Below are 24,818 nucleotides of genomic sequence, written 5' to 3'. Positions count from 1 at the left end.
ATCCTTCCCCTTAATCACTAGCCAAAGCAAGTTGTTGTATCGTTTCTGCTTCAAACAATTCAACAAAACTAAATAGCGCTTGCTCCATTCCACTAATATTGATCGCCCAGATTGTGCCAATCATATGCCCAATCAGGAAGCCTGATACAGATAGTGCAGTCAAAGCAACCACAACAATTTTGATCAACTGTTTCATATTCAAGTTTTGAGTTTCATAAGTCATAACCAATCTCCTTAATTGAACACCGCTCATTTAGAGTTATATGAACGATGTTCAATTGTCAATGATCATTGTTCAATTAATTTGATTTTAAGGGCCATCCCCGCTATTTTTCTAGGAATACAATGATAAGTTTAGGATTAAATCATGGCGCGAAGATATGACCATAGCCGCGAAGAATTATTGCAGATGGCGATTCAAGCAGCACGCAGTCTGATTATCGAAGAAGGAACAAAAGCTCTTACTGTTCGAAAAGTGGCAACAAAAATGGGCTATGCCGTGGGAACCATATACAATCTTTTTAACAATGTAGATGACTTAATCATTCACTTAAATGCCACCACGCTTGATGCACTTCACAATAATCTGACCACAATTGTGTTTAGTGGAAATGTGGAAAGCGATATCAAAAAATTATCGCATAGCTATATAGACTTCACGTTTCAAAATCTAAATTTGTGGAATGCACTTTTTGAACATAGCCTACCCAAAGGTGAGACCTTACCTGATTGGTATAACAAGAAAATTGACCTACTTTTAAATATTGTTGAGGCGGCCCTCGCCCCTCTAAAAACAACTATATCTGAAGAAGAAATTAAAAAGGCGGCGCGCGTGTTATGGAGCTCTCTTCACGGCATCTGTTCTTTGGCAACAGCCGATAAGCTAAAAATCATGACAAAAGACCCCGCGATAGAATTGAGCAACTCATTAGTCACCAACTATATCGCCGGGCTTCAACAATTCAAATAAATGTTTAAAGTTTTACTATTCAAACTCGACTAATTTTTAGGTATCCACCATTCAAGACCACGTTCTGTCTCAATATATTCCGGCCAACGGAAATTATGAGGCGACGGATAGTCACATTGCGGTGCAATCCAATTTTCACCGCCAATACCACCTGTGCGTTCCTCAAACTCTTCTTTCGCTTTTGCCAAAACCTCTGGTTTGGTTAACAGATCAATGATTGTGTTTCCAATTGTCTTACTGGCACATAAAATCATCGGGTCTATCGTTTCAGGAATCCCGCCCAGTGCATTCATTACCCAAGCAGGATATTTCTTTCCGTTATCAGGCGTTTTCAAGGTTGGACGCGCGATATATAACCGCACCGTTGGGGCATGCCAGCAATATTCCGTATAGTCATCTGAAGTGAAATTCTTTTGCCATTCAGGTAATTGCTTTCTTAATTCACGCTCAGCGTCTTGTGGCGAAATCAATTCTTCACATTCCGTCATGAATGGGGCATCCATTTCATCCAAGCCAAGATTACGTTGGATTTCCTGCGCTTTCTTTACAGCTGCTTTTCCTTCATTAAACTTTGGGGCACCTACAAATTCCAGATTATCATAAGTTAATTGTGCCATCACATGATTAGGAAGGCCGGGCCGGGATTTACAAACCCAATCTTTTTTCCAACTACAATGTGAAATTTGAGCCGCTGCCGCCGCATTTTGATCCAACACGCGTGTAACCGTTTCCGCCATTTCAAGATCAGGTACCCGCATAATATATTGAATTTGGGCAATTTGTGCTGGCAGATTATCTGCTGTTGCCTGTCCTGCTGTTAAGATGCATTCATTCATGGACCATCCCGTACCTGCAGCCACCATAGATTCTTTTAAGAGTTTGGAGGTACTATACATCTGCATCAGCGCATCATTTGCGCCCGGTGCCCGTGCAGATGTATGAGAAGCCGCAATTGGAGAAGCCGCCTCATCACTTTGCGATAACCAGGCTTCCGGCTCTTTACATTCAAAAGTATAAATCATGGCATAGGCCGCGCCACAATGGGTATTCCATCGTGTCGTATTGGATAAAGGCAACATATAAAATGGATGGAAACTGATTGCTGCATCCAAATCATCATAATAACCATTGGCCGCATGAATTGGTTTGGAACCACGCACCTTTTCAGCAGGTTCACCAAAATATTTCAAAGTACCCGGAATATTATGCTGTTCCATCATTTTTTTGGCCGCTAACAAACCACCAAGACTACTAATACCCAGCGCTGAATGAGGGTCCGTATGACCGCCTGCATGTTCACTTAAATTATCTCTCGCTCGTTGCACAGTATCTGCAGCTTGGCAATTCCCGGGTACAGCATCATATTCTGCGTAGCTGCCGATTGTGGGGCCATCTCCATTTCCCCAAATCGCACAAAATGCAGTCGGCATGCCACCACTGCCTTCTTCAACTTCAAAACCTTCTTCTCTTAAACGGTTCACATACCAAGCGCAGGACTTATATTCACGCCACGCTGTTTCCCCATAATTGAAGATAGTTTGATGCCAATTCGATAAATCTGATGCGTTATCGTCAACCCATGCCAAGATTTCATTTTTTATATTCTTCATTTTGCGATACTTCCCAGAACACAATCATCCAACTGTTCTTGAATGGCCGACATATCGACTTCTTTTTTCATTGAAATCATGACCAATTGACTTTGCCGATCTTGGTTTTGATATTGATCCTTGGACCATTCCTGTCGCGCCCCGACCACCTGTAACACCACCCTTTCATCTGGATATGCATCTGAAAAGAAAACACCTTTTGCACGGTAAATATCTTTGGGAAGCTTCATGATGGCACTGCGAAGCTTTGTTACATCTATTTGCTGATCACTTTTCCAATGCCACGTATGAAACAACCCCTTATGGGAATGTTCATGTTTAAGGTTTGAGGAATCCATCAATGCTTTGCTCCGACCTGAAAGGGAAAACAGAATATCCAACGGAACGTCGGAATAATTCGTTTCAATCACGCGCGCAGATGGGTAAAGCCAGTCGTCATGTATACGTTGAAGATCAGCCTTTGAAACATCCGCAACCTTATTCATGACAATAATATCAGCAGTATCCAGTTGAGACATTGCAAGATGTTTCACATCCCCTTCCAAATCTTGAATGGTTTGCACATCAATTAATGTAACAACTGAATCAATCTGAAACACATCACGTATTTGGGGGTATTTCAATGCACTGATAATCTTAGATGGATCGGACACCCCACTTGCCTCAATCACAATATATTCAGGTGGACCATCAGGATTAGATAGGAGTGCCTGAAGTTCAAACACCAGATCATTTTGTAAACTACAGCAGATGCAGCCATTTTTAAGGCTGATCGTGTTCCCTTCTTGCTTTGCCAGAAGCTGACTATCAATATCAATTGCCCCAAAATCATTGACTAAAACCGTGATGTTTAAGCCATGATCACCATTCAATATATTGTTCAGCAATGTGGTTTTACCTGCGCCTAAAAAACCACTAATCACACAAACTGGTACTGGGGTTACTTTCATATTCTTTCCAGTCTTATCCTGTCAAACATAGCCTAGTGCTAAAAGTTTGGTCGCTCTTTCCAAACGGCTTCATTTGCGGAACCTGTAAATACCTCTATCTCATCCCAAGTACATTGACCTTGCAGCATAGTCAGCTGAACTTGAGTTTGATGAAGTTTTCCACGTATCTCAATTTCAAATGGATTATGTTCCAAAACGATCAGATCAGCCGATTTTCCAACTTCAATAGAACCAGCTTTTTCCTCTACTCCCATGGCGTAAGCACCATTCAACGTCATGATGCGAATAGCTTCTTCAATAGAAACAGCAACGCCACTAAAGACTTCGTCACTATCAATAAGAGGGTTCTGCCTTGTGATCATGGCTTCAAATCCGACCCATGGATTGATATGAGAAACGGGCCAATCAGTTCCCATCACCGCAATCCCGCCTGCATCTAAAACACCTTTGAAATTATACATCCGCGGCCAACGCTCTTCTCCAACGGATTGGCGCGCTTTGGCAAAAGACGATGGATACCAACCCACCGGTGAAAATTCAGCTGTTACATTCAATGCAGCAAATCTTGGTAAATTCTCATCAAGTAAGTTCGTTGAATGTGCACATTGATGACGCACGCCATTTGGCCCGTTAACCCGACGTGCCTCTGCCACGGCGTCTAAAAACAAGTCCGACGCCCCATCCCCTGTACAATGTGCAATCACCCGAATGCCCCGTCGATCCAAATCGACTAGCATATCCGTAATATGTTCCGGAGTTAGGTTTAGGCCACCACGCCATTTATTTTCACCCGGCCAAGCGGTTGATAAATAAGATGAACGGGATTCATGAGTACCATCAAAATGGAACTTCACCGCATTGGCATTCAAACGACTGCTTCGGTAATAATGCCTTTCCCCGGCTAGAAGTTCCCATCGGCGTTTCACAGGGAAAATATCGTCTTGCCAACTGATGGCTGCCTCAACACGGGCAGACATTTGCCCTGCTTCATCAATCGCTTTTAAAGCATCAAGACGATGTTCACATACATGTACGTATTTAGTACCCACAACGCCGCGACTTGCCTGATAATTCAAACCATCTCGATAAGCGCGTTCCAACGCATGAGAAGGCGTTGGCGGCATCGCCTTATAAATGAGTGAATAAGCACCATCCACTAAGATACCTGTTGGCTCTCCACTCAACGGATCTCGTTCGATATAGCCATTTCCCGGATCTCTTGTGTCTTTGGTGATATTGGCAAGCTCCAAAGCCATGCTATTTGCCAAGATACAGCCCCAAGATCGATCATGAATTGCCACAGGGCGGTCTTTGATAAAACTGTCCAGCCAATATCGATCCGGAATAATACCTTCACGTTTAAAAGTATATTTCACAAAATACTGACCATAAATCCATCTTTCTTCGTTTTCCGATGCATATTGCAATATGGCATCTTTCACTTCCGATGGTGTCGGGTCTTCCTTTGCAATATCAAGATATCCTGCATATCCCGGGGCCAAAGCCAAATCCGGATGGGTATGCATATCATAAAGGCCCGGCATCACAAATTGACCTTGAAGATCAATAATATGCGTATTTTCATCAATAAGAGATTCTAATTCTTCATACGTCCCTGTACCAATGAAGATACCGGATGAAATTGCCACCGCTTCACACCAAGGCTGGTCTGAATTCACAGTATATATTTTTCCGTTCTTTAAAAGTATCTCTGCCGTTGTCATCGTAGGATGACAATTTGTGGATGAAAAGTTCTGCATATTCTTCATAAGTGATACCTGCCATTCAAAGAACGCAACCAATCTTAAATATACGAATCTTCTTCTGCGATAATTTAACATTTGGGAATTTAAGAAATTGTTGGTGATAGATACCTCTTCACACGTCCTATAATCTTAAAATACCGCCTTGCGCTTCTCAATAGCATTATATAACAAATTAATAGCTTTTAATAACAAACTGCTTTCTGTGGTTGTGATAGAGGATTTCAATCGTGGTTGATTTGAACCAAAATCAAAATATGGCTCTTAAGTTTTTCCAGCGCTTATTTTCCTGCTGGGATGATCTTTGCCCGGACATAGCACTCAATGAGCAACTAGCATCTTTTGGGTTGAATAGGGAGGATATCGATTCAGAAAAACAAAAAGTAACGATCGAACTTTATTATCGCACCTTACAGCTGATCGCCCCATCTTGCTGGGATCGAGGTTTCTTCTTAAGGCTTGGAGATAGTTATGATATTTTCGATCTGGGATTAGTCGGATATGCGCTAGTCAGCACGGCTAATTTAGAACGCTCTTGGGAACTTTCATCGGCACTTGTACCTCATTTGATTAAAACAGAAAGACATGTATTCAAAGGTCATGTTGAAATTTCTCTGGGCAATTCCCCACTTGATGATTTTCAAACTATTGCGCTTTTTGAAGAATGGCTAACCAGTACATGGAAATGGACCTGTCAACGGTTACCACAGATTAAGAGCTGTCCTGACATTAAAATCCATCTTAGCTTTCCAGAACCTGCCTATAGCCACATATATACTGAAATTTTTCCCGGGCAGATTCTTTTTAATCAACCAAATACTCTTTATTCCTTCCCGATAGAATTTAATGAAAAAGCATTTTCCTCTAGTAACAGCGCTGTTTCAAAACTTTGCTTTGAGCAAAGCTTAGCTACATTACCTTTAATGCAGCAAGCAAATAATCTGGTGGATGACGTGCGCCTGTATTTGTTACAATCAGCAAATGTGGCATATGCAAATATAAAAGAAACAGCTGAATATTTTGGAATGCCCGAGCATACATTTAGACGTCGGTTGACCAGATGCGATACAACCTTCCGCAATGTTCTTTATAAAGCCCGAATGACTCTTGCCAGACAATATCTATTAGGCACCAAATTATCCATTAACGAAATTGCATATTTAACGGGATACGAGCATCCCCCAAGTTTTTATCGTGCATTTACCAAAAAATATAAAACTACACCGGAACAATATCGCGAAAAGGTTTCATAACTAACGACATAACTTCAAACTTCTAGAGAAAGTGCTATACCCTGCCCTACACCAATACACATTGTACATAAAGCACGTTTGCCCTTACCATCAGACAACATACGAGACGCAGTTCCCACAAGTCGCGCGCCAGAAGCCCCAAGCGGATGACCTAAAGCAATTGCCCCACCATTAGGATTTACATGGCTTGCATCATCTTCAAGACCAAGATCACGTGTTACAGCCAAAACTTGAGCTGCAAAAGCCTCGTTCAACTCAATTATATCAAAATCATCAATTTTAAGATTAAGTTGTTTCATAAGTTTTTTAGTCGCAGGTGAAGGGCCGAAACCCATAATGCGAGGCGCGATCCCCACTGTTGCCATCCCAGTGATCTTGGCAATCGGCTTTAGCCCGTTCGTTAGTGCAGCTTCTTTGGTTGCCAAGATGACCGCAGCTGCCCCATCATTCACACCAGACGAATTACCTGCTGTTACGCTACCATCATCACGAAATGGCGTTGGAAGTTTAGCGAGTTTTTCCAAAGTAGTATTGGCGCGTGGATGCTCATCCATATCCACAATAAGAGGGCCGCCTCTTTTTTGAGGAAGAGTGATTGGCAGTATTTCATCTTTCAACCAAGCTGTTGCGCTTGCAGCTCTTTGTTGGGATCGAGTTGCAAATGCATCTTGATCCACACGTGAAATGTTAAATTCTTCGGCGACATTCTCTGCCGTTTCAGGCATGCTATCTGTCCCGAATAAACCCTGTATTTTCTTATTCACAAATCGCCAACCGATTGTGGTATCATAAATTTCACTTTGACGTGAATACGCACTTTCTGCCTTTGGCATCACGAAAGGCGCGCGGCTCATAGACTCAACCCCACCAGCAATAATAAGACTTGCTTCACCACATTTTATGGCACGTGCCGCCTGCCCTATCGCATCCATACCGGAACCACATAACCGATTGATCGTTGTCCCCGGAACTGTTTCAGGTAGGCCAGCTAATAACGCAACCATGCGTGCTACATTCCGATTATCTTCACCCGCCTGATTAGCGCATCCGTATATCACTTCATCAATTTGGTTGGTATCCAACTTCGAATTTCGTTCTATCAGCGCCTTAACTGGAAATGCCCCTAGATCATCGGTACGTATAGATGCTAATCCCCCTCCAAATCGACCAAAAGGTGTTCGAATGTAATCGCATATCCATACGTCACGTAAAGCCGTCATCTTCGCATCCTAACCATACAACTTGATATTACTGGATTTTCGCTGTTGCTTCTATTTCCAATAGAGCTTCATCTTCAACCAAACCTGCAACCACGACCATTGTCATGGCAGGAAAATTGCGTCCAAGCACGCGACGATAGGTTTCTCCAACTTCACGTTGGCGCGCGAGATATTCTTTCTTATCCGTCACATACCAAGTTAATCGAACAATATCTTCCGCGGCGCCTCCAGCCTTTTCTACAACAGCCATAATGTTGCAAAGGGTTTGTTCCATCTGACCAATAAAATCATGAGATTGAAAAACCTGATTTTCATCCCAACCAATTTGCCCACCAACATAAAGTTCACCATCTGGGGTCAGGACACCATTCGCATACCCTTTTGCAGGCGCCCAGTTATCCGGTTGAATAATTTTATTCTTCATTTTCGCCATCCTCCATAAATAGATGAATTTTCGCTCTAATTGTTTCTGGCCATTTTTGAGGTTTGCCTTTTTCATTCACAAAAACCAAGGTTGAACTTGCTTCGAACCTGACTTCTTGGTCGCAGGAAGCCCTTATACTTAATCTCATGGAACTCCCCCCAATTTTTATCACTTCTAACGTCAATTTCAGATCATCTCCTAATCGACTAGGCGCCAAGAAACGTGTTGAAATTTCTGCTGTAGGAACACCTGAATCAGGGTGAATCTCTGAAAAAGGTGCAACAAGGACTTCGTCAAAAAACGTCTCGACACAATCATTTATCATCTCAAAATACCGCGGATAAAAAACGATCCCTGCCGGATCACAATGTTTGAACAATACTTTCTGCGGATACGTAAAAGACATGGGTTAAATTCCTAAATATTTATCCGTAATATCAGAGGTTAAACTACCATAATCCCCACTCCAGACGGAAACACCCTTTTCTAGAATTACTGCTTTATCGGCAACCAATGAAAGCTCCTTAAGAGATTTATCTACAACAATGATTGCCATTGCGGTTTCCGATTTTAATTTGGCAATTGCCGACCAAATTTCCTGCCGGACAACTGGGGCAAGACCTTCTGTTGCCTCATCTAATAACAATAACTTAGGATTTGTCATTAGCGCACGCCCAATGGCTAACATTTGTTGTTCCCCGCCAGAAAGTGTTCCTGCAGCTTGGTCTTTTCGTTCCGCAAGCCTTGGAAATAACTTAGTCACGGCTTCAAAGTCCCACTCACCTGAACGTGCAGCTGCGATCAAATTCTCAAAAACAGTCAAGTCAGCAAAACAACGACGCCCTTCAGGTACTAAGCCAACTCCTTTTCTGGCGATTTTATGAGCCGGCATTCCGACAATATTATCTTCGCCAAACTGCAGCACACCTCCACGATTACTCAATAATCCACATATGACTTTTATCGTGGTAGATTTACCCATGCCGTTGCGCCCCATCAACGCAAGAACTTCTCCTTCTTCCACAGACAAATGTACATCAAACAAGGCTTGTGAGTGATTATAAAATGCTGAAATATTTGAAAGTTTCAGAAGACTCATAATGTATCTTCCTCTCCTAGATAGGCGCTGCGAACTTGCGGGTTTTGACGTATTTCATCCACACTTCCTGTCGCGATGATTTCACCATAAACCAATACACTAATTCGATCGGCTAGGGAGAAAACGGCATCCATATCATGTTCAATAAGTAAAATCGGTGCCTGTTTACGCAATTCATCAAGAAATCCGGTGAGGCGTTTAGAGCCTTCAGCCCCCAAGCCCGCCATCGGCTCATCCATTAAGAAAGCTTTCGGGGACAGCGTCAAGGCAACCGCGACTTCCAATTGTCGACGCTGCCCATGTGAAAGATCGGATGTACGATAGGTTCGAAAATCTTCAAGCCCCACCTGAACCAACGCCGTTTCAGCACGATTAATTAATTCCCTGTCTTTCATCGCGTTATTAAAGAAATCGAAAACCTTTCCCCGAAATCCTATAGCTCCCAAGACAACATTCTGAAGAACAGTATATTCCATCGCCAGCGACGAAATTTGAAATGTGCGTCCCATGCCAAGGCGCGTGCGTGCGGCAGTATTCAAACTGCTAATCTCTTGACCATCAAAATACACCTCCCCTTCATCAGACGTAAGACCACCTGTAATTTGCTGGATCAAGGTTGATTTACCGGCCCCGTTCGGCCCAATTAAGGCATGTATTTCACCTGCATATAGATCGATATTGATATTCTTGCTGGCAACCAATCCGCCAAAGCTTTTCGTTAAGCTGCGCACTGCCAAAATTGGATTATTAGTCATGGGCGACCTCCCGCCCTGCAAAAAGGCCATAAATCCCACCACGCGTGAACAACACAACACCAAGTAAAAGCGCACCAAGATAGATATGCCAATATTCACTTAAACCACCTAAGGTATGTTCAAGCAGAATATATAATGCGGCCCCGGCAAGTGGGCCAAAGACACGCCCCACACCGCCAAGGATAACAAAAATCATTATCTCACCAGACACATGCCAACTGAACATAGTTGGACTTACAAATCGATTTAAGTCAGCAAATAATGCGCCGGCCAAGCCTGTGATCGCACCAGAAATAGTAAAAGCAACAAGGTAAAGCGAATATGGCGTTTGTCCAACAGCTTGCACCCGTTTTTCATTTTGTCGTGCAGCTTGCAACATCATACCAAATGAGGATTGGGACATCCGATGAACCAATATCAAAATCAGGGTCAACACAACATAACATATCGCAAAATACTGGATCGGATCCATCGTGTTTAAACCGGGAAACTCGTTGCGCACATAGATCGGCAATCCATCTTCCCCGCCATAGGTCGACCAAGAGATTGAAAAATAATAAAACATCTGCCCAAAAGCGAGGGTAATCATAATAAAATACACCCCGGTGGTGCGCAGACTGAGCGCACCAATCGCCAAGGCAGCTAATGCACTTACAACGATTGCAACAAGCCATATTAACAACATGGATTTGGAGCCCTCTAGAAGGAAAGGCCATTCAAAAACGGGTGTATATGTTTGTGCATGATAGGCCAGTATACCCATCGCATACCCACCAAGACCAAAGAAAGCAGCATGGCCAAAACTCACCAAGCCACCGAAACCAAGAGCAAAATTCAATCCAATACCAGCAATTGCGAAAATAACCGCCCGGGTCGCAAGTGTAATCCAAAAGGGTTCATCAGAAACCCACGCGACCAATGGCACCACCAACATCAAGGCCATTAAGCCGATATTTAAATACATTTCTTTTTTCATAATTACGCCCCGCCAAACAGACCTTTAGGACGAATGAGTAAAACAGCCGCCATCAGAATATAAATAGACATGGATGCTAACGAAGCACCTACAGAGGTCGCAGTGGAATTTTCGAGAAATAGACTAAAGAATTGAGGCAGTAAAAATCGCCCTAATGTATCTGTTAAGCCCACAAGTATTGCCCCAATCAACGCGCCCTTTATCGACCCAATACCGCCTATCACAATCACAACAAAGGCCAAGATCAACACAGGCTCCCCCATCCCAACTTGAACAGATTGAATCGCACCGATTAACGCCCCAGCAAGACCCGCTAAAGCAGCACCCAGTGCAAATACCAATGTATAGAGCATAGATATATCCACCCCAAGCGCACCTATCATCTCGCGATCATTTTCGCCTGCACGAATACGGATACCAATTCGGGTTTTCATAATCACTAGATATAAGCCCACAGCAATGGCAAGCCCGACACCAATCAAGGTTAATCGATACAAGGAATATTCAATACCAAATGGCAATGCGACTGTACCTGCTAAATAATCAGGACGATCTAGGAACAAAGGAAAGGATCCAAATATCCAGCGTGTTCCTTCAGAAAAAATCAAAATCAATGCAAAGGTTGCTAAAACTTGATCCAAGTGATCTCGTTTATAAAGCCTCCTAATAATCGTAGCCTCAATCAGAACTCCGGCGATCGCTGCAACTGCAAGGCTCGCTGCAAGGGCGAATAAAAATGAATTTGTGGCCGCTGCAACTGCGGCAGCGGCAAAAGCCCCGATCATATAAAGTGATCCATGAGCAAGATTAATTAACCCCATCACGCCAAAGACCAAGGTTAGACCGGCCGCCATCAAAAAAAGCATAACACCGAACTGTAAGCCATTAAGCATCTGTTCAATGAAAAGAATAGCAGACATTGATTTCCCTTTAAATTTGCCCACCCTGCTTTTCATAAGCAAGATGGGCGTTTCTTTTTTATAGATTACATTGGGATGCATATGCATCTGCGTGGTTCTCTAGTCCAACAGATACAATACGATTGGTGTAAACATCACCTTCTTTGATCACCTCACGAACATAAATATCCTGAATTGGATGGTGGTTCGATCCAAATGAGAAATCACCGCGTGTCGATGCAAAATCCGCTTCTTTCAAGGCAGCACGGAAAGCATCTTGATCCGTAACTTTTGCTTTATCCATCGCAGAAATAAGAAGTTTTGCCGTATCAAATCCCTGACTTGCGTATAGAGAAGGTAAACGACCATATTTGGCCTTAAAACTTTCTACAAAAGCCGCATTCGTTGGATTATCAATGTCTTTTGACCATTGCGATGTATTTTTCACACCAAGTGCAGCTTCGCCCACAGCTTGTAAAATACCTTGGTCAAAACTGAATGCCGGCCCAACCACAGGCACATCAACACCACTATCAGCAAATTGTTTTAAGAAAGAAATCCCCATACCACCGGGTAAAAAGAAAAAGACACTATCTGCACCTGACGCGCGGATCTGTGCGATTTCACTGGCATAATCAGTTTGGCCTAACTTGGTATAAACCTCACCAGCAAGGTCACCTGAATAAAAACGTTTAAACCCTGTCAGGGCATCTTTACCTGCCGGATAATTCGGCGCCAGAATAAAGCTTTTTTTATGGCCTGCTGCATTTGCATGCGCACCCGCTGCCTCATGCAAATTGTCATTCTGCCAAGCCACATTGAAATAGTTTTTATGGCATGCTTTACCAGCTAACGGGGAAGGCCCTGCATTTGGGGATAGATAGAACTTATCCTGTGCCACCGCTGCCGGCACAACTGCCATAGCAAGGTTTGACCAGATAATGCCTGTCAACACATCCACTTTCTCAGACTGAATCATCTTGTCCGCAAGTTGAACCGCCACATCTGGTTTACGTTGGTCATCTTCAATAACCACTTCAATATCATTACGACCAGATTGCTCAATCGCCAGCATAAAGCCATCACGTACATCAATACCTAATCCGGCTCCACCGCCAGAAAGTGTTGTAATCATGCCGACTTTTAAATCTTCTGCCTGAACACTGGTGCTAATCATCGCAGCACAAGCCGCCATTAAAATATGTTTTAATTTCATAGGTTTCTCCCTGAAGAATTTATTTAGTTTCTGACATCAATTTTATGTATAGTTCAATCGTTGGAATGTCGAACCTTTAGAATCTGTATCCCTAAACTAGTTAGTTTCTTGCCGTAAGGAAAAACGCTGTATCTTCCCTGTTGGTGTTTTCGGCAATTGATCACGATAACAAACAGAACGTGGATATTTATAAGGTGCAATTGTCGCCTTCACATGATCTTGTAGAGATTTAGTCAGCCCTTCAGACGCTTTAAATCCATCATTTAAAACAATATGAGCTTGCACAATCATTCCTCTTTCCTCACTCGGCGTACCAATAACCGCACATTCATCTACAGCTTCATGAGACAACAAAGCTGCTTCAACCTCCGGCCCAGAAATATTATAGCCTGAAGAAACAATCATATCGTCGTTACGTGCAGCAAAATGAAAATAACCATTTTCATCACGAGAGAAACTGTCCCCTGTGATATTCCATCCATCCTTGATATATTTTGACTGTCTTTCATCATAAAGATATCGACATCCCGTTGGTCCACGAACTGCCAATCGACCAACTGATCCATCGGTAATCTCGTTACCCTCATCATCAATAATTTTTGCCTCATATCCGTTCACAGGCTTTCCCGTGCAAGCTGGCTGATGATCATCAAAACGGTTACTCAAAAAGATATGTAACATCTCAGTCGCCCCAATGCCGTCCAACATTGGCTTCCCTGTTTTTGCCTGCCATTCTTCATAAATGGGAGCTGGCAATGTTTCACCTGCAGAAACAGCTGCTCGTAAGCTGGATAAATCTGCACCTTCTTCCATCGCTTGCAACATCACACGATAAGCTGTTGGTGCCGTAAAGCATACAGTTGCTTTATATTCTTGAATAATTTCAATTAGATTGGGGGGAGATGCATTTTCAAGAAGCGTGGCGGTGGCCCCAAACCTTAATGGGAAAATAGCTAATCCACCAAGGCCAAAAGTAAATGCCAAAGGCGGGGATCCAACAAATACGTCATCCGAAGTGACGCCCAGAACATCCTTCGCATATCCATCTGCTATAATCAGTAAGTCACGATGGAAATGCATCGTCGCCTTAGGCTCTCCTGTTGTACCTGAAGTAAAACCCAAAAGTGCAACATCATCCCGCCCTGTTGGCACAGCATCGAAAGTAACAGCCTTTTGCAATGCCATGCGATCCAGCTCTCCTTCATGGTTGGATGTGCCATCAAAACTTACCAGCGTTTGAAGAAAATCACTTTTATCTGCACAACTTACCATTTCATCCATTAAACGTGTATCGCATAATGCATGAGTAATCCTAGCCTTATCAACGATTTTGCCTAACTCATCTGCACGTAGCATGGGCATTGTGTTAACCGCTACTGCACCAACTTTCATGACCGCCAACCAACATGCCACCATTGCTGGATTATTGGCAGAACGTATCAAAACACGATTTCCAGGCCTTACACCGAAATCTTCCGCCAACGCACCCGCGAGCCTATTGGTCCAATCTGAAAGCTCCTTATACGTGCGCTTTCGACCATTTCCAATCAGGGCGATATGATCACCGAATCCCTTCTCCACCATGACATCGGTTAACTCAACGCCAACATTGATATGATCAGGATACTCGAACCCATCCAACAAGAAATCAGGCCATTGATCCATAGGCGGTAGACCATCACGGGTGAATGTATCAATATGAGTGGTAGGGCCTAACATCTTTATCCTCCCATAAAATCAGTCATTGTTTGTCGGGCGATAATAATGCGTTGAACATCAGATGCGCCTTCATAAATACGCAAGGCACGAATATCACGATATAGCCTTTCAACGGTTTCTCCTGACTTCACACCATCTCCCCCATGTAATTGTACGGCCTTATCAATAATTTGCTGCGCTTGATCTGTAGCAAACAATTTTGCCATCGCCGCTTCGCGTGTGATGCGCGATGCCCCCATATCCTTTATCCACGCGGCGCGATAAACCAAAAGAGCTGCCGCATCCACATCCATCGCCATATCAGCAATATGTCCTTGCACCATTTGCAAATCGAACAAGGGAGCTCCCTGCACTTGACGCGATGAAACTCTTTCCAACGCTTCATCCAAAGCACGTCTTGCAAATCCTAAAGCCGCGGCAGCCACGGTAGAACGAAACACATCCAAGACCGACATAGCAATTTTGAAGCCTTGTCCAGCATCGCCTAACATTGATGAAGCTGGAATTCGACAATCATTAAATTTCAATCTCGCTAAAGGATGCGGGGCAATAGTTTCTAATCTTTCTTCAATCGTTAAACCCGAAATGTCAGCAGGAATTACAAAAGCGGATAAACCGCGCGCGCCCGGTGCGTCACCGGTGCGGGCAAATAAAGTATACATATCCGCGATACCACCATTTGATATCCATGTCTTCTCACCATTAAGGATATAATTATCCCCATCGCGTGTCGCCGTCATTGTAGAGTTAGCCACATCTGATCCGGATTGAGGTTCAGTCAGCGCAAAAGCTGAAATTACTTCGCCGGATCGAGTAAGAGGTAACCAATGATTTTTCTGTTCATCAGTTCCAAAAAGCGATATCGCACCAGTCCCTAAACCTTGCATCGCGAAAGAAAAATCGGCAAGTCCATCATAACGAGCAAGAGTTTCCCGAATTAAACAAAGACTGCGAACATCCAAACCGGATCCTGTTTTTGGATCAATAGCTGAATGTTTTAAGAAACCCTCCGCCCCCAACATCTGAACCAGCCTCTTGCAGGTCGCATCTGTATCACCATGATCAACATCAACAAGATTATGCGCAGCCCAGACTTCTAAAGCCTCTGATAATTGTCTATGCTTTGGCTCAAAAAACGGCCAGTCTAGAAAACTTTTATCTGCCATCAGTTCCCCTCAAACACTGGTTTTTCTTTTGCAACAAACGCATTATAAGCACGTTCAAAATCCTGTGTTTGCATACAGATAGCTTGCGCCTGTGCTTCTGCTTCAATGGCTTGGTCCAGCCCCATATTCCATTCTTGATTTAGTTGCGTTTTAGTAATGCCATGCGCAAAGACCGGACCTGCCGCTAATCGTGCCGCCATTTTTTGTGCCTCATTTTCAATATCATCTGCAGAATGAAGCGCATTCCAGAAGCCCCATGAATGCCCTTCTTCCGCGCTCATACTTCGCCCCAGATACAATAGTTCTGCTGCACGCCCCTGCCCAATAATACGCGGCAACATGGCACATGCCCCCATATCACATCCTGCAAGCCCAACACGGGTAAACAAAAACGCGCATTTTGCTTCCGGTGTCGCCAGACGGATATCAGAAGCCATTGCGACAATCGCGCCGGCCCCAACAGCCACCCCATCTACTGCTGCAATAATCGGCTTGCTACAATTGATCATGGCTTTAACCAAATCACCTGTCATACGCGTGAAAGCCAATAGTCCTTTCATATCCATCTTGGTAAGCGGGCCAATGATGTCATGCACATCGCCACCGGAACAAAAATTACCCCCATTCGAAGTAAATACAACCACATCAACATCTTCTGCATAAACCATCGCTCGGAAGGTATCGCGAAGTTCTGCATAACTTTCAAAGGTCAATGGGTTTTTCCGATCGGGACGATTCAAACGAATTGTCGCAACCCGGTCCTGCCATTCCCATTGAAAATATTGAGGTTTTAAATCATGCATTTTTTTCATCATTCACACTTTCCGTGATACGATTGGTTATTTCTACAATTCTGATAAGGTCTCGTAACTGATCCAAATCTTGATCCGTTAACCCTGAAAATATTTTATTCACTTGTTTTTCATGTGACTTGGCAATTTCGCTAAACCATTCACGCCCCTCTGTTGTCAACTCAACCAAAACAACACGCTTATCTTCTTTAAGAGGAACCCGTTTTGCTTTACCTTCTTTTTCCAGACGATCCACAACTGAGGTTGCATTGCCATTTGAAACCAGCAACTGCTTACTCAGATCACTCATCTTTAATGGTCCGTCATGACGATAAAGTGCAGCCGCCACATCAAATCGAGGCAAAGTCGTGTTATAATCCACGCGCAAAAATTCTCGTAATTGGTTTTCTAACCCACGCACCAAACGTAAAAGGCGTAACCATGCTCTCAGGCGGCGTAGGCTCAGTGTCATTTCCCCCATCATACTTCACCGCCGGATATAGAGATCGCCTGTCCATTAATGCTTTCAGAACCAGCCCCACAAAGCCAAAGAGCGGTTGCTGCGACTTCTTCGGGACGGATAAGGCGTTGTTGCGGATTATGTTCTGCCAATTTCAATTTTGCTTGTTCAGAGGTCATACCTGTTTTCTCAACAATATTCTCAACGGATTTTTCCGTCATTTCCGTATCCAAAAACCCCGGGCATAAAGCATTGGCCGTAATCTCCTTATTCGCAACTTCAAGTGCTAGGGATTTTGTAAGACCTACAACACCATGTTTTGCAGCTGTATAAGCCGAAACATATGGATATCCTTTCAAACCTGCCGTTGAGGCAACACTGATTAAGCGCCCCCAGCCGTTCATCTGGTTGAGGCCAGCCTGCAATGTTAAGAAAACACCTGTTAGATTAACAGCAATCATTCTATCCCAGGAGTCTAGACTTACCTTTCCAAAAGGTGCTGTTTCTGCTGCACCCGCATTTGCAACAACCACATCTTGTTGACCTGCAGTTTTAAATAAATCGGCAACGGAACTTTCATTCGTCACATCTGCGACTATTGGTGTAATTGCCGAAGAATAAACCGCTGTTTTTTCCAATACCTCAAGACGGCGGCCTGCAATCACCACAGTGGCTCCCGCATTTACGAAAGCAACAGCCAAAGCAGCGCCGACACCACTGCCACCGCCAGTGATTAAAACATTTTTACCAGATAGGTTTTGATCGGACAGCCTCATACTCGAATAATCTCCGCCTCACGGTCTGCCAATCGCCAAGCCTGATCCCGCCCTGCCTCATAGGGCAAAGGCCATATAGCATGACGATCACCAATACGAGTTGCCTCATGCAACGTCCAATAGGGATCGGATAAATGCGGACGCCCCACGGCCACTAAATCTGCACGTCCCGCCATTAAGATCGAATTCACATGATCTGCTTCATAGATATTCCCGACAGCCATGGTTTTAATGCCCGCCTCATTACGGATACGATCAGAAAATGGGGTTTGGAACATCCGCCCATAGACAGGCTTTGCATCTGTTGAAGTCTGACCCGCAGACACATCAATAATATCTGCACCCGCCTTCGCAAATAAACGGGCAATTTCCACCGCGTCCTCAGGAGTAACCCCCTCTTCGCCCACCCAATCATTGGCAGAAATTCTGACCGACATTGGCTTATCCTCTGGCCAAATCGCACGCATCGCCTGAAATACTTCCAGAGGATAACGCATACGATTGTCAAGCGTTCCACCATATTCATCAGAACGTTGATTGGATGTTGGTGAGATAAAGGACGAAATCAAATATCCATGTGCCGCATGTAGTTCTATCATATCAAAACCTGCACGATCGGCCATCTCTGCAGAAGCCACAAATTGATCGCGCACGTCATCCATGTCTTCTCGCGTCATTTCGCGTGGCATCGTATTTTTTGATGACCATGGAATTGCAGAGGCGGATATAACCTCCCAATTACCGTTTTCCAAAGGCGCATCCATAGTTTCCCAGCCAACTTGGGTCGAACCTTTACGACCGGAATGTCCAATCTGACAACAAATTTTTGCTGACGTTTCTTGATGGATGAAATCAACAATACGCTTCCAGCCAAGCTCATGTTCTGAGGCATATAACCCAGGACATCCCGGTGTAATTCGACCCTCCGCACTAACACAGGTCATTTCTGTATAAACCAAACCAGCGCCACCTTTAGCACGCTCCCCATAATGTGCTAAATGCCAATCCGCCGGGCATCCATCAACAGCCTTATATTGTGCCATAGGGGAGACAACGATCCGATTATCCAATTCCATTTCACGCAATTTATAAGGTGCAAACATTGGCGGACGCACAGGTGCATCCTCCGCCATTCCTGACTTAGTTTGGAACCAACGTTCCGCTGTCTCCACCCATGCTGGATCGCGAAGGCGTAAATTTTCATGACTAATCCGTTGCGAACGGGTCAATAAAGAATAGTTAAACTGCACAGGATCCAGATTAAGATAGCGCTCTACCTGCTCAAACCATTCTAGTGAATTGCGCGCAGCAGATTGAAGGCGTAAAACTTCCAGTCGACGTTCTTCTTGATAACGTTCAAAAGCCTGCTCCATATCCGGTTCGCTATGAAGATAATCTGCCAACGCAATCGCACTATCAAATGCCAAACGAGACCCCGACCCAATAGAGAAATGACCTGTCGCAGCAGCATCCCCCATTAACACCACATTTTCATGATACCATTTACCACAAATAACTCTTGGGAAATTCATCCAGACAGCTGACCCTCTTAAATGGGCTGCATTGGACATCAATTCGTGCCCACTTAGATATTTCTCGAATACTTTGCGACATGTCTCAACGGTTTCTTCTTTCGTCATATCTTCAAAGCCCCATGCATCCCATGTAGCTTGCTGACATTCCACAATAAAAGTCGCTGTATTATCATCAAACTGATAAACATGCGCCCACATCCAGCCATGCTCTGTTTGTTCAAAGATAAATGTAAATGCATCATCAAATTTTTGATGCGTGCCTAACCAGATGAATTTACATTCACGCATATCAATATCTGGCTGGAATTGTTGTTCATATTCTCTACGAACCAAGGAATTAATCCCGTCACTTGCCACGACAAGATCATAATCTTTGCGATATTCTTCTGCTGCTTTAAACTCAGTCTCAAACTGCATATCAACACCAAGCTCTGCTGCTCTTGCTTGAAGATCTACCAACATTTGGCGGCGGCCAATTCCCGCAAAACCGTGCCCTCCCGAGACAGTGCGAACACCATTATGCTCTACTGCGATATCATCCCAGTAAGCAAAATGATCACGGATCGTTTCTGTACTTTTCAGATCATTCTTCTCCATACGCTCAAGCGCATCATCGGATAAAACGACTCCCCACCCAAAAGTATCATTCGCCTTATTACGCTCTAAAACCGTCACTTCATGTGACGGATCACGCAACTTCATACTGATCGCGAAATACAAACCCGCCGGGCCGCCGCCCATACATAAGATCTTCATTGCAAAAGCTCTCCCTGCCTGAAGAAAATTCGTTCAATTGCCCAAAACTATATGGCATCCAAAATTTATTTCAAGCTTAAAATTTTAAGCTTGAAATAAATCGGCTCTCTTGCTACATATTTTCACTTCTTCAGGAGGATCAAATGAGCAATCAGACATCAGGCATCGACTGGCAAGACGCATTTGAAAATGGCAGTTATATAGAGAATGCCCATAAATATCCGGATAGTTGGTCGCAACAATCCGACGCTTTTCGTCAATCATGTGCAAATGGTAAACTTGATATTTCTTATGGTCAGGCAGAACGTGAAAAACTAGATATTTTTCTCCCCGAAGACGCCCCAAAAGGGTTGGTCATGTTCATTCATGGCGGCTACTGGAAAGCTTTCGACAAATCCTATTGGTCTTTCCTAGCAAAAGGCCCTGTAGATAGAGGATATGCAGTTGCAATGCCGAGCTACACCTTGGCACCTGATGCAACTTTACCCCACATCACCCAACAAATCTGTCGAGCTCTTGAAACCACAGCTGATTTAATTGAGGGACCCATCTTTCTAGCAGGCCATTCTGCCGGTGGACATCTGGCTACAAGAATGATCTGTGATGATATAGATCTTCCTACTCATCTGATCGAACGTATTCAACGTGTTATATCAATTAGCGGCCTCCATGATTTAAGACCACTTCGTTTACATGCGATGAATGACATTCTTGGCTTAGATGAAGATTCTTGCATAAGCGAAAGTTCCGCACTCCATAAACCGATAGGTAAAGCGGAAGTTATTGCTTGGGTCGGAGGCAAAGAAAGACCAGAATTTATACGCCAATCAGCATTGATTTCTGAGGCATGGGGGAAAACTGCCACAAACGCCAGACTTGTTGTTGAGTCCACATATCACCATTTTTCAGTCATTAATGGTCTTAAGGATTCTGATAGCCCATTCGTAAATGCGTTATTGGATCACCGTTAAACTCAGCATATTATTTTAGAAAGGCAAATTCATGACGGGCTCTGTATCGCTCACAATGGAAGATAATCTTGCATTTATTGAAATCTCCAATCCGCCAGTCAATGCACTTTCACAAACCATACGAGAAAGTTTAGTTAACGCTATCACAGAAGCCCAAAAAGATACTGATGTCGAAGCAATCATCCTATATGGACAAGGAAAACATTTCATCGCCGGTGCGGACATTCGCGAGTTCAACCTTCCCCCAAAAGAACCTAGCCTTCCTGACACAATTCAAATCATTGAAGAATGCACGAAACCTGTCATAGCCGCTCTGGCCGGCTCGGTTTTAGGCGGTGGCCTTGAAGTTGCTTTAGGCGCACATTTTCGGGTCGCCTTAAAAGATGCTAAACTTGGCCTGCCTGAAGTGACATTGGGCCTTATCCCTGGTGCGGGCGGTACTCAGCGACTTCCTCGATTAATCGGTATTGAGAAATCTATAGAAATAGCCACTTTTGGGAAACCTGTGTCCGCCAGCGAATCTTTGGAAATTGGTCTTATTGATGACCTCTCCGATGAGACCGATGCACTGCAAGCAGGTAAAGCTTTTGCACATATAATATTAAACAACCAAGCACCGATCAAGCGCCTCTCCAGCTTAACTTGTGAAGCACTTAAGCCAAAAATTGCATCCAATTGGCAGCAAACTTTAAAGAAAAAATTCCGTGGCCAAATCGCACCTTTAAAATGCTTAGAGGCCCTTAACATGGCTGCTAGCCATTCATTCGCTGATGGCATGAAAGAAGAACGTGCTATATTTATGTCCCTCAGAGAAAGCGATCAAAGAGTAGCACTAACGCATGTTTTCTTTGCAGAGCGTGCAGCGGCCAAGCTACCCGATCTGGCAAATATAAAATCAGGTTCAGTTTCTCAGATAGGGATTGTCGGCGGTGGCACCATGGGGGCAGGTATTGCCGTTAGTTGTCTTCTGGCAGGATATAACACCTGCATGGTCGAAAGAGATGAGGAAGCGGCCCAAAAAGGAAAACAAACGGTTTTCCAAATGCTGGCAAGTGCTGTCAAAAGAGGGCGCATAAGTGCCAAAAGATATGATGAAATAGAAGCTAGCTTTATCGCCACAACAGAATACTCAATCTTTAAAAATGCTGATTTAGTTATCGAAGCCGTTTTTGAAGATTTCGATGCCAAAAAAGCGGTCTTCCAACAACTTGAATCCTATTGTCCAGACCATTGCATTCTGGCTTCAAACACATCTTATCTAGACCTCAATGAAATTGCACAGACAACAACACGCCCTCAAAATGTTATCGGATTACATTTCTTCTCCCCAGCACATATCATGAAGTTATTGGAGATTGTCATACCTGATCAGGTTGATGCAAAGATCATAGCCAATTGCTTTGACTTTGCCAAACGCCTTGGAAAAATTGCTGTGCGCTCAGGTGTTTGTGATGGCTTTATCGGCAATCGGCTGATGATGCGCTATCGCCTTGCTGCCGATGCGGCCGTCATCGCAGGTGCCAGCCCTTATGAAGTCGATCAAGCAATTGTGAAGTTTGGATTTGCCATGGGTCCCTATGCGGTCAGCGATCTCGCAGGAATTGACATTGCGTGGGCATCAAGAAAACGGCGGGCTGCCATCCGTGATCCACGCGAACTTGTCACTAACTATATGGAAAAACTATGTGAAATGGGTCGTTTTGGACGCAAGACTAAGCGCGGATACTATCTATATGATGAACTAAATCCAAATGGCGTGGAAGACCCTGAAGTCCTTGAATTAATCAATCAAGAACGTAATGAGAGAGGCATTTCACCAAGGCATATCTCTACTGACGAAATTGCAAAACGCTACCTACTTGCTATGATTAATGAAGCTTGTAAAATTTTGGAAGAAGGCATTGCACATCGCCCCCTTGATATCGACCTGACCCTGATTCATGGCTATGGTTTTCCACGCTGGAAAGGTGGCCCGATGCATTATGCGGATCAATTGGGTCTAGCTAAAATCTTACACGACATTAAAGCATTACAAAATGAAGATAATTGGTTCTGGGAACCCGCTTCCCTACTCGAAAAACTTGTAGCCGAAGGTAAGACATTCTCCGATCTAAATAGTTAAACAACGTATATGACTAAACGAAGCGAAAAGGTTAGATAGCTGTTCCTTGCAAATTCTCTTGGAAAGACCAAAATTTTTAAAGAAGATATCACTTCCGCATATGTCATCTTGACTTAACTATCTTCAAGCGCCTAAAAATTTGAACTTTTTCATTAAATATCCACGTTATCCATAACAGGATCATAATCAGGAAATACTAGTTCTGAACAGCCGAAATTATATAGAACAAGTCGAAAGGCACAAGCTTATATGGGCATGTTCTTTTTTGCTCCCCCAGAAGATGTGACTTATCTGATTGTTTTTGGTAACTAAGCTAGAGATATGACTGTTGATATGTCTAGGAAGAGCTGGAAGCTGAGCATAGCCTGATACTTTGTAGTAGCTTTCGAATTGTGTCCAGATAACGTATAATTCGTCCATTGTTTTTGGAAGTGTTTCGGAAATATGCGGGGTGATCATCCCGATGATACGGCCAATATCTCTGGTTGGTTTCATTATTTCTATATCAATACCTATGTTATATTTTGTACTGACTGCCACAAGGACTTGATCCTGACTATGGCTAATACTCAGATATATAGGATCATTTTTTTTATCTGATGATAAAATTGGGATATTGCGATTTTTTCTTAATACCTTCCAATCAAGAGGATGTGTTTCCGTAAATGAGGACGCCAATATTTTTCCCATACATGCGCCAAGCAGGCTTTGTTGTTGCCTTTCCGTCCGCTTGAAGTGAGAGGCATATTTAAAATCTTCTTCCATTGCATATTCTTTGATCAAAAACTGGCTAAACGGAGAGTGAATTGAGAGTTGGCAGAGTTTGAGCATTTTAATTCGTTACAGGTGGGGGAAATGAAAAAAATTACAGGCTATTTTTGATTGCAGAAAGTGAAATTCTGGTTAGTAATATAGCCGATTTTTTGAGAATCTACGCTATGTATTTTTTGGCTGTATTAAATTGGGAAAAATAGAAATGAGCAAACGTTTTCTTTCTGCATTATTCTTTTGTGTGATCTTGGCTGGTTGCGTGACCAAGCCTGTTTATAACGTAACTAATCAAACCTTTTCATACTCTAACAGCAATGTGACATTGGATGATGTGGCGGAAGCTATTATGCAGGCGGGTGAAGTTAGAGGTTGGGTGATGGAGAAACGTTCGTCCAATAAAATTGCTGCTTCGTTATATATTCGCACACATGTATCTATGGTCGATATTACATTCACTGAAACGGAATTCAGTATTGAGTATGTTGATAGTAAAAACCTTAAATATAAGAATGGTAACATTCATACAAATTACAATCGCTGGATACGGAATTTAGAACATGATATTCGGATAAATTTGTCGCGTTTAGCTAGACAGAATTAAATTCAAGTTATTGGA

The 24,818-nt window shown here is 43.4% G+C and carries 24 protein-coding genes; 5 read left to right on the top strand and 19 right to left on the bottom strand.

Annotated elements, in window-relative coordinates; all coding sequences use genetic code 11:
- Positions 1-10: 10 nt before the first annotated feature.
- Positions 11-223, bottom strand: coding sequence for a hypothetical protein (locus E1160_RS14820; protein WP_155156561.1), 213 nt, complete (start codon positions 221-223; stop codon positions 11-13).
- Between the two features lie 144 nt (positions 224-367).
- Between E1160_RS14820 and E1160_RS14815 the strand changes: the two genes are divergently transcribed.
- On the top strand, positions 368-970 hold the full coding sequence (locus E1160_RS14815; RefSeq protein WP_155156559.1) for a TetR/AcrR family transcriptional regulator: 603 nt from the start codon (positions 368-370) through the stop codon (positions 968-970).
- Positions 971-999: 29 nt separating this feature from the next.
- On the opposite strand, the gene E1160_RS14810 is transcribed toward E1160_RS14815, so the two are convergent.
- The 3 genes from E1160_RS14810 to E1160_RS14800 are packed head-to-tail and all read right to left on the bottom strand — an operon-like array spanning position 1,000 to position 5,299.
- Positions 1,000-2,580 (bottom strand): zinc-binding metallopeptidase family protein, encoded by a 1,581-nt coding sequence (locus E1160_RS14810; protein WP_155156557.1) that lies wholly within the window; start codon positions 2,578-2,580, stop codon positions 1,000-1,002.
- Positions 2,577-3,530 carry a CobW family GTP-binding protein gene (locus E1160_RS14805; RefSeq protein ID WP_155156555.1) on the bottom strand — a complete coding sequence of 318 codons (954 nt, stop codon included), beginning with the start codon at positions 3,528-3,530 and terminating at the stop codon, positions 2,577-2,579. The genes E1160_RS14810 and E1160_RS14805 overlap by 4 nt, the downstream gene beginning before the upstream one ends.
- Before the next feature lie 38 nt (positions 3,531-3,568).
- A complete protein-coding gene (locus E1160_RS14800; RefSeq protein WP_155156553.1) occupies positions 3,569-5,299 on the bottom strand; it encodes an amidohydrolase in 1,731 nt (576 codons plus the stop codon).
- 224 nt (positions 5,300-5,523) lie between these two features.
- Here E1160_RS14800 and E1160_RS14795 point away from each other — a divergent pair, with 224 nt between their 5' ends.
- On the top strand, positions 5,524-6,546 hold the full coding sequence (locus tag E1160_RS14795; RefSeq protein ID WP_155156550.1) for a helix-turn-helix domain-containing protein: 1,023 nt from the start codon (positions 5,524-5,526) through the stop codon (positions 6,544-6,546).
- A gap of 14 nt (positions 6,547-6,560) precedes the next feature.
- Here the strand turns inward: E1160_RS14795 and pcaF are convergent, their stop codons facing one another.
- The 14 genes from pcaF to E1160_RS14725 all read right to left on the bottom strand — a co-directional run bounded on the left by pcaF (position 6,561) and on the right by E1160_RS14725 (position 20,338).
- On the bottom strand, positions 6,561-7,766 hold the full coding sequence (gene pcaF / locus E1160_RS14790; RefSeq protein WP_155156548.1) for a 3-oxoadipyl-CoA thiolase: 1,206 nt from the start codon (positions 7,764-7,766) through the stop codon (positions 6,561-6,563).
- A 28-nt stretch (positions 7,767-7,794) separates the two neighbouring features.
- Entirely contained in the window at positions 7,795-8,190 is a 396-nt protein-coding gene (locus tag E1160_RS14785) for a RidA family protein (protein WP_155156546.1), read from the bottom strand.
- Positions 8,180-8,596 carry an acyl-CoA thioesterase gene (locus E1160_RS14780; protein WP_155156544.1) on the bottom strand — a complete coding sequence of 139 codons (417 nt, stop codon included), beginning with the start codon at positions 8,594-8,596 and terminating at the stop codon, positions 8,180-8,182. Before E1160_RS14780 ends, E1160_RS14785 begins: the two co-directional genes overlap by 11 nt.
- A gap of 3 nt (positions 8,597-8,599) precedes the next feature.
- The gene (locus tag E1160_RS14775) at positions 8,600-9,289 is read right to left on the bottom strand and encodes an ABC transporter ATP-binding protein (RefSeq protein WP_155156542.1); all 690 of its coding nucleotides are present in this window, start codon (positions 9,287-9,289) and stop codon (positions 8,600-8,602) included.
- A complete protein-coding gene (locus tag E1160_RS14770; RefSeq protein ID WP_155156540.1) occupies positions 9,286-10,044 on the bottom strand; it encodes an ABC transporter ATP-binding protein in 759 nt (252 codons plus the stop codon). The genes E1160_RS14775 and E1160_RS14770 overlap by 4 nt, the downstream gene beginning before the upstream one ends.
- The gene (locus tag E1160_RS14765) at positions 10,037-11,020 is read right to left on the bottom strand and encodes a branched-chain amino acid ABC transporter permease (RefSeq protein WP_155156538.1); all 984 of its coding nucleotides are present in this window, start codon (positions 11,018-11,020) and stop codon (positions 10,037-10,039) included. The genes E1160_RS14770 and E1160_RS14765 overlap by 8 nt, the downstream gene beginning before the upstream one ends.
- Before the next feature lie 2 nt (positions 11,021-11,022).
- Complete coding sequence (locus E1160_RS14760) at positions 11,023-11,940, bottom strand: branched-chain amino acid ABC transporter permease (RefSeq protein ID WP_155156536.1); 918 nt, start codon at positions 11,938-11,940, stop codon at positions 11,023-11,025.
- 58 nt (positions 11,941-11,998) lie between these two features.
- Positions 11,999-13,135, bottom strand: a complete 1,137-nt coding sequence (locus tag E1160_RS14755) for an ABC transporter substrate-binding protein (RefSeq protein WP_155156534.1) — start codon at positions 13,133-13,135, stop codon at positions 11,999-12,001.
- Positions 13,136-13,231: 96 nt separating this feature from the next.
- Positions 13,232-14,854, bottom strand: a complete 1,623-nt coding sequence (locus tag E1160_RS14750; protein WP_155156532.1) for a benzoate-CoA ligase family protein — start codon at positions 14,852-14,854, stop codon at positions 13,232-13,234.
- A 2-nt stretch (positions 14,855-14,856) separates the two neighbouring features.
- A complete protein-coding gene (locus tag E1160_RS14745) occupies positions 14,857-16,020 on the bottom strand; it encodes an acyl-CoA dehydrogenase family protein (RefSeq protein WP_155156530.1) in 1,164 nt (387 codons plus the stop codon).
- Positions 16,020-16,835, bottom strand: coding sequence for an enoyl-CoA hydratase family protein (locus E1160_RS14740; RefSeq protein ID WP_218048932.1), 816 nt, complete (start codon positions 16,833-16,835; stop codon positions 16,020-16,022). Before E1160_RS14740 ends, E1160_RS14745 begins: the two co-directional genes overlap by 1 nt.
- Positions 16,816-17,283, bottom strand: coding sequence for a MarR family winged helix-turn-helix transcriptional regulator (locus E1160_RS14735; RefSeq protein ID WP_155156528.1), 468 nt, complete (start codon positions 17,281-17,283; stop codon positions 16,816-16,818). The genes E1160_RS14740 and E1160_RS14735 overlap by 20 nt, the downstream gene beginning before the upstream one ends.
- Before the next feature lie 8 nt (positions 17,284-17,291).
- Complete coding sequence (locus tag E1160_RS14730) at positions 17,292-18,047, bottom strand: SDR family NAD(P)-dependent oxidoreductase (RefSeq protein ID WP_155156526.1); 756 nt, start codon at positions 18,045-18,047, stop codon at positions 17,292-17,294.
- Positions 18,044-20,338 carry a bifunctional salicylyl-CoA 5-hydroxylase/oxidoreductase gene (locus E1160_RS14725; RefSeq protein WP_155156524.1) on the bottom strand — a complete coding sequence of 765 codons (2,295 nt, stop codon included), beginning with the start codon at positions 20,336-20,338 and terminating at the stop codon, positions 18,044-18,046. Before E1160_RS14725 ends, E1160_RS14730 begins: the two co-directional genes overlap by 4 nt.
- Positions 20,339-20,481: 143 nt before the next feature.
- Here E1160_RS14725 and E1160_RS14720 point away from each other — a divergent pair, with 143 nt between their 5' ends.
- Complete coding sequence (locus E1160_RS14720) at positions 20,482-21,309, top strand: alpha/beta hydrolase (RefSeq protein WP_155156522.1); 828 nt, start codon at positions 20,482-20,484, stop codon at positions 21,307-21,309.
- Between the two features lie 31 nt (positions 21,310-21,340).
- Positions 21,341-23,431: a 3-hydroxyacyl-CoA dehydrogenase NAD-binding domain-containing protein gene (locus E1160_RS14715; RefSeq protein ID WP_155156520.1), complete on the top strand. Its 2,091-nt coding sequence runs from the start codon at positions 21,341-21,343 to the stop codon at positions 23,429-23,431.
- 216 nt (positions 23,432-23,647) lie between these two features.
- Here the strand turns inward: E1160_RS14715 and E1160_RS14710 are convergent, their stop codons facing one another.
- Entirely contained in the window at positions 23,648-24,196 is a 549-nt protein-coding gene (locus E1160_RS14710; protein ID WP_155156518.1) for a 4'-phosphopantetheinyl transferase family protein, read from the bottom strand.
- Positions 24,197-24,407: 211 nt separating this feature from the next.
- Here E1160_RS14710 and E1160_RS14705 point away from each other — a divergent pair, with 211 nt between their 5' ends.
- Entirely contained in the window at positions 24,408-24,803 is a 396-nt protein-coding gene (locus E1160_RS14705) for a hypothetical protein (protein WP_155156516.1), read from the top strand.
- The last annotated feature ends 15 nt before the right edge of the window (positions 24,804-24,818 follow it).

This window comes from Curvivirga aplysinae, assembly GCF_009711445.1.
GTDB lineage: Bacteria > Pseudomonadota > Alphaproteobacteria > UBA8366 > Aestuariispiraceae > Curvivirga > Curvivirga aplysinae.
This window is presented reverse-complemented; position numbering and strand designations above follow the sequence as displayed.

What these genes read in the sequence shown, in the direction of transcription:
- E1160_RS14765 (WP_155156538.1), bottom strand. Translation starts at nt 11,020, where the DNA reads ATGAAAAAAGAAATGTATTTAAATATCGGCTTAATGGCCTTGATGTTG.
- E1160_RS14785 (WP_155156546.1), bottom strand. Translation starts at nt 8,190, where the DNA reads ATGAAGAATAAAATTATTCAACCGGATAACTGGGCGCCTGCAAAAGGG.
- E1160_RS14725 (WP_155156524.1), bottom strand. Translation starts at nt 20,338, where the DNA reads ATGAAGATCTTATGTATGGGCGGCGGCCCGGCGGGTTTGTATTTCGCG.
- E1160_RS14735 (WP_155156528.1), bottom strand. Translation starts at nt 17,283, where the DNA reads ATGACACTGAGCCTACGCCGCCTGAGAGCATGGTTACGCCTTTTACGT.
- E1160_RS14800 (WP_155156553.1), bottom strand. Translation starts at nt 5,299, where the DNA reads ATGAAGAATATGCAGAACTTTTCATCCACAAATTGTCATCCTACGATG.
- E1160_RS14710 (WP_155156518.1), bottom strand. Translation starts at nt 24,196, where the DNA reads ATGGAAGAAGATTTTAAATATGCCTCTCACTTCAAGCGGACGGAAAGG.
- E1160_RS14750 (WP_155156532.1), bottom strand. Translation starts at nt 14,854, where the DNA reads ATGTTAGGCCCTACCACTCATATTGATACATTCACCCGTGATGGTCTA.
- pcaF (WP_155156548.1), bottom strand. Translation starts at nt 7,766, where the DNA reads ATGACGGCTTTACGTGACGTATGGATATGCGATTACATTCGAACACCT.
- E1160_RS14780 (WP_155156544.1), bottom strand. Translation starts at nt 8,596, where the DNA reads ATGTCTTTTACGTATCCGCAGAAAGTATTGTTCAAACATTGTGATCCG.
- E1160_RS14730 (WP_155156526.1), bottom strand. Translation starts at nt 18,047, where the DNA reads ATGAGGCTGTCCGATCAAAACCTATCTGGTAAAAATGTTTTAATCACT.
- E1160_RS14745 (WP_155156530.1), bottom strand. Translation starts at nt 16,020, where the DNA reads ATGGCAGATAAAAGTTTTCTAGACTGGCCGTTTTTTGAGCCAAAGCAT.
- E1160_RS14815 (WP_155156559.1), top strand. Translation starts at nt 368, where the DNA reads ATGGCGCGAAGATATGACCATAGCCGCGAAGAATTATTGCAGATGGCG.
- E1160_RS14740 (WP_218048932.1), bottom strand. Translation starts at nt 16,835, where the DNA reads ATGATGAAAAAAATGCATGATTTAAAACCTCAATATTTTCAATGGGAA.
- E1160_RS14715 (WP_155156520.1), top strand. Translation starts at nt 21,341, where the DNA reads ATGACGGGCTCTGTATCGCTCACAATGGAAGATAATCTTGCATTTATT.
- E1160_RS14760 (WP_155156536.1), bottom strand. Translation starts at nt 11,940, where the DNA reads ATGTCTGCTATTCTTTTCATTGAACAGATGCTTAATGGCTTACAGTTC.
- E1160_RS14805 (WP_155156555.1), bottom strand. Translation starts at nt 3,530, where the DNA reads ATGAAAGTAACCCCAGTACCAGTTTGTGTGATTAGTGGTTTTTTAGGC.
- E1160_RS14770 (WP_155156540.1), bottom strand. Translation starts at nt 10,044, where the DNA reads ATGACTAATAATCCAATTTTGGCAGTGCGCAGCTTAACGAAAAGCTTT.
- E1160_RS14720 (WP_155156522.1), top strand. Translation starts at nt 20,482, where the DNA reads ATGAGCAATCAGACATCAGGCATCGACTGGCAAGACGCATTTGAAAAT.
- E1160_RS14755 (WP_155156534.1), bottom strand. Translation starts at nt 13,135, where the DNA reads ATGAAATTAAAACATATTTTAATGGCGGCTTGTGCTGCGATGATTAGC.
- E1160_RS14810 (WP_155156557.1), bottom strand. Translation starts at nt 2,580, where the DNA reads ATGAAGAATATAAAAAATGAAATCTTGGCATGGGTTGACGATAACGCA.
- E1160_RS14775 (WP_155156542.1), bottom strand. Translation starts at nt 9,289, where the DNA reads ATGAGTCTTCTGAAACTTTCAAATATTTCAGCATTTTATAATCACTCA.
- E1160_RS14820 (WP_155156561.1), bottom strand. Translation starts at nt 223, where the DNA reads ATGACTTATGAAACTCAAAACTTGAATATGAAACAGTTGATCAAAATT.
- E1160_RS14705 (WP_155156516.1), top strand. Translation starts at nt 24,408, where the DNA reads ATGAGCAAACGTTTTCTTTCTGCATTATTCTTTTGTGTGATCTTGGCT.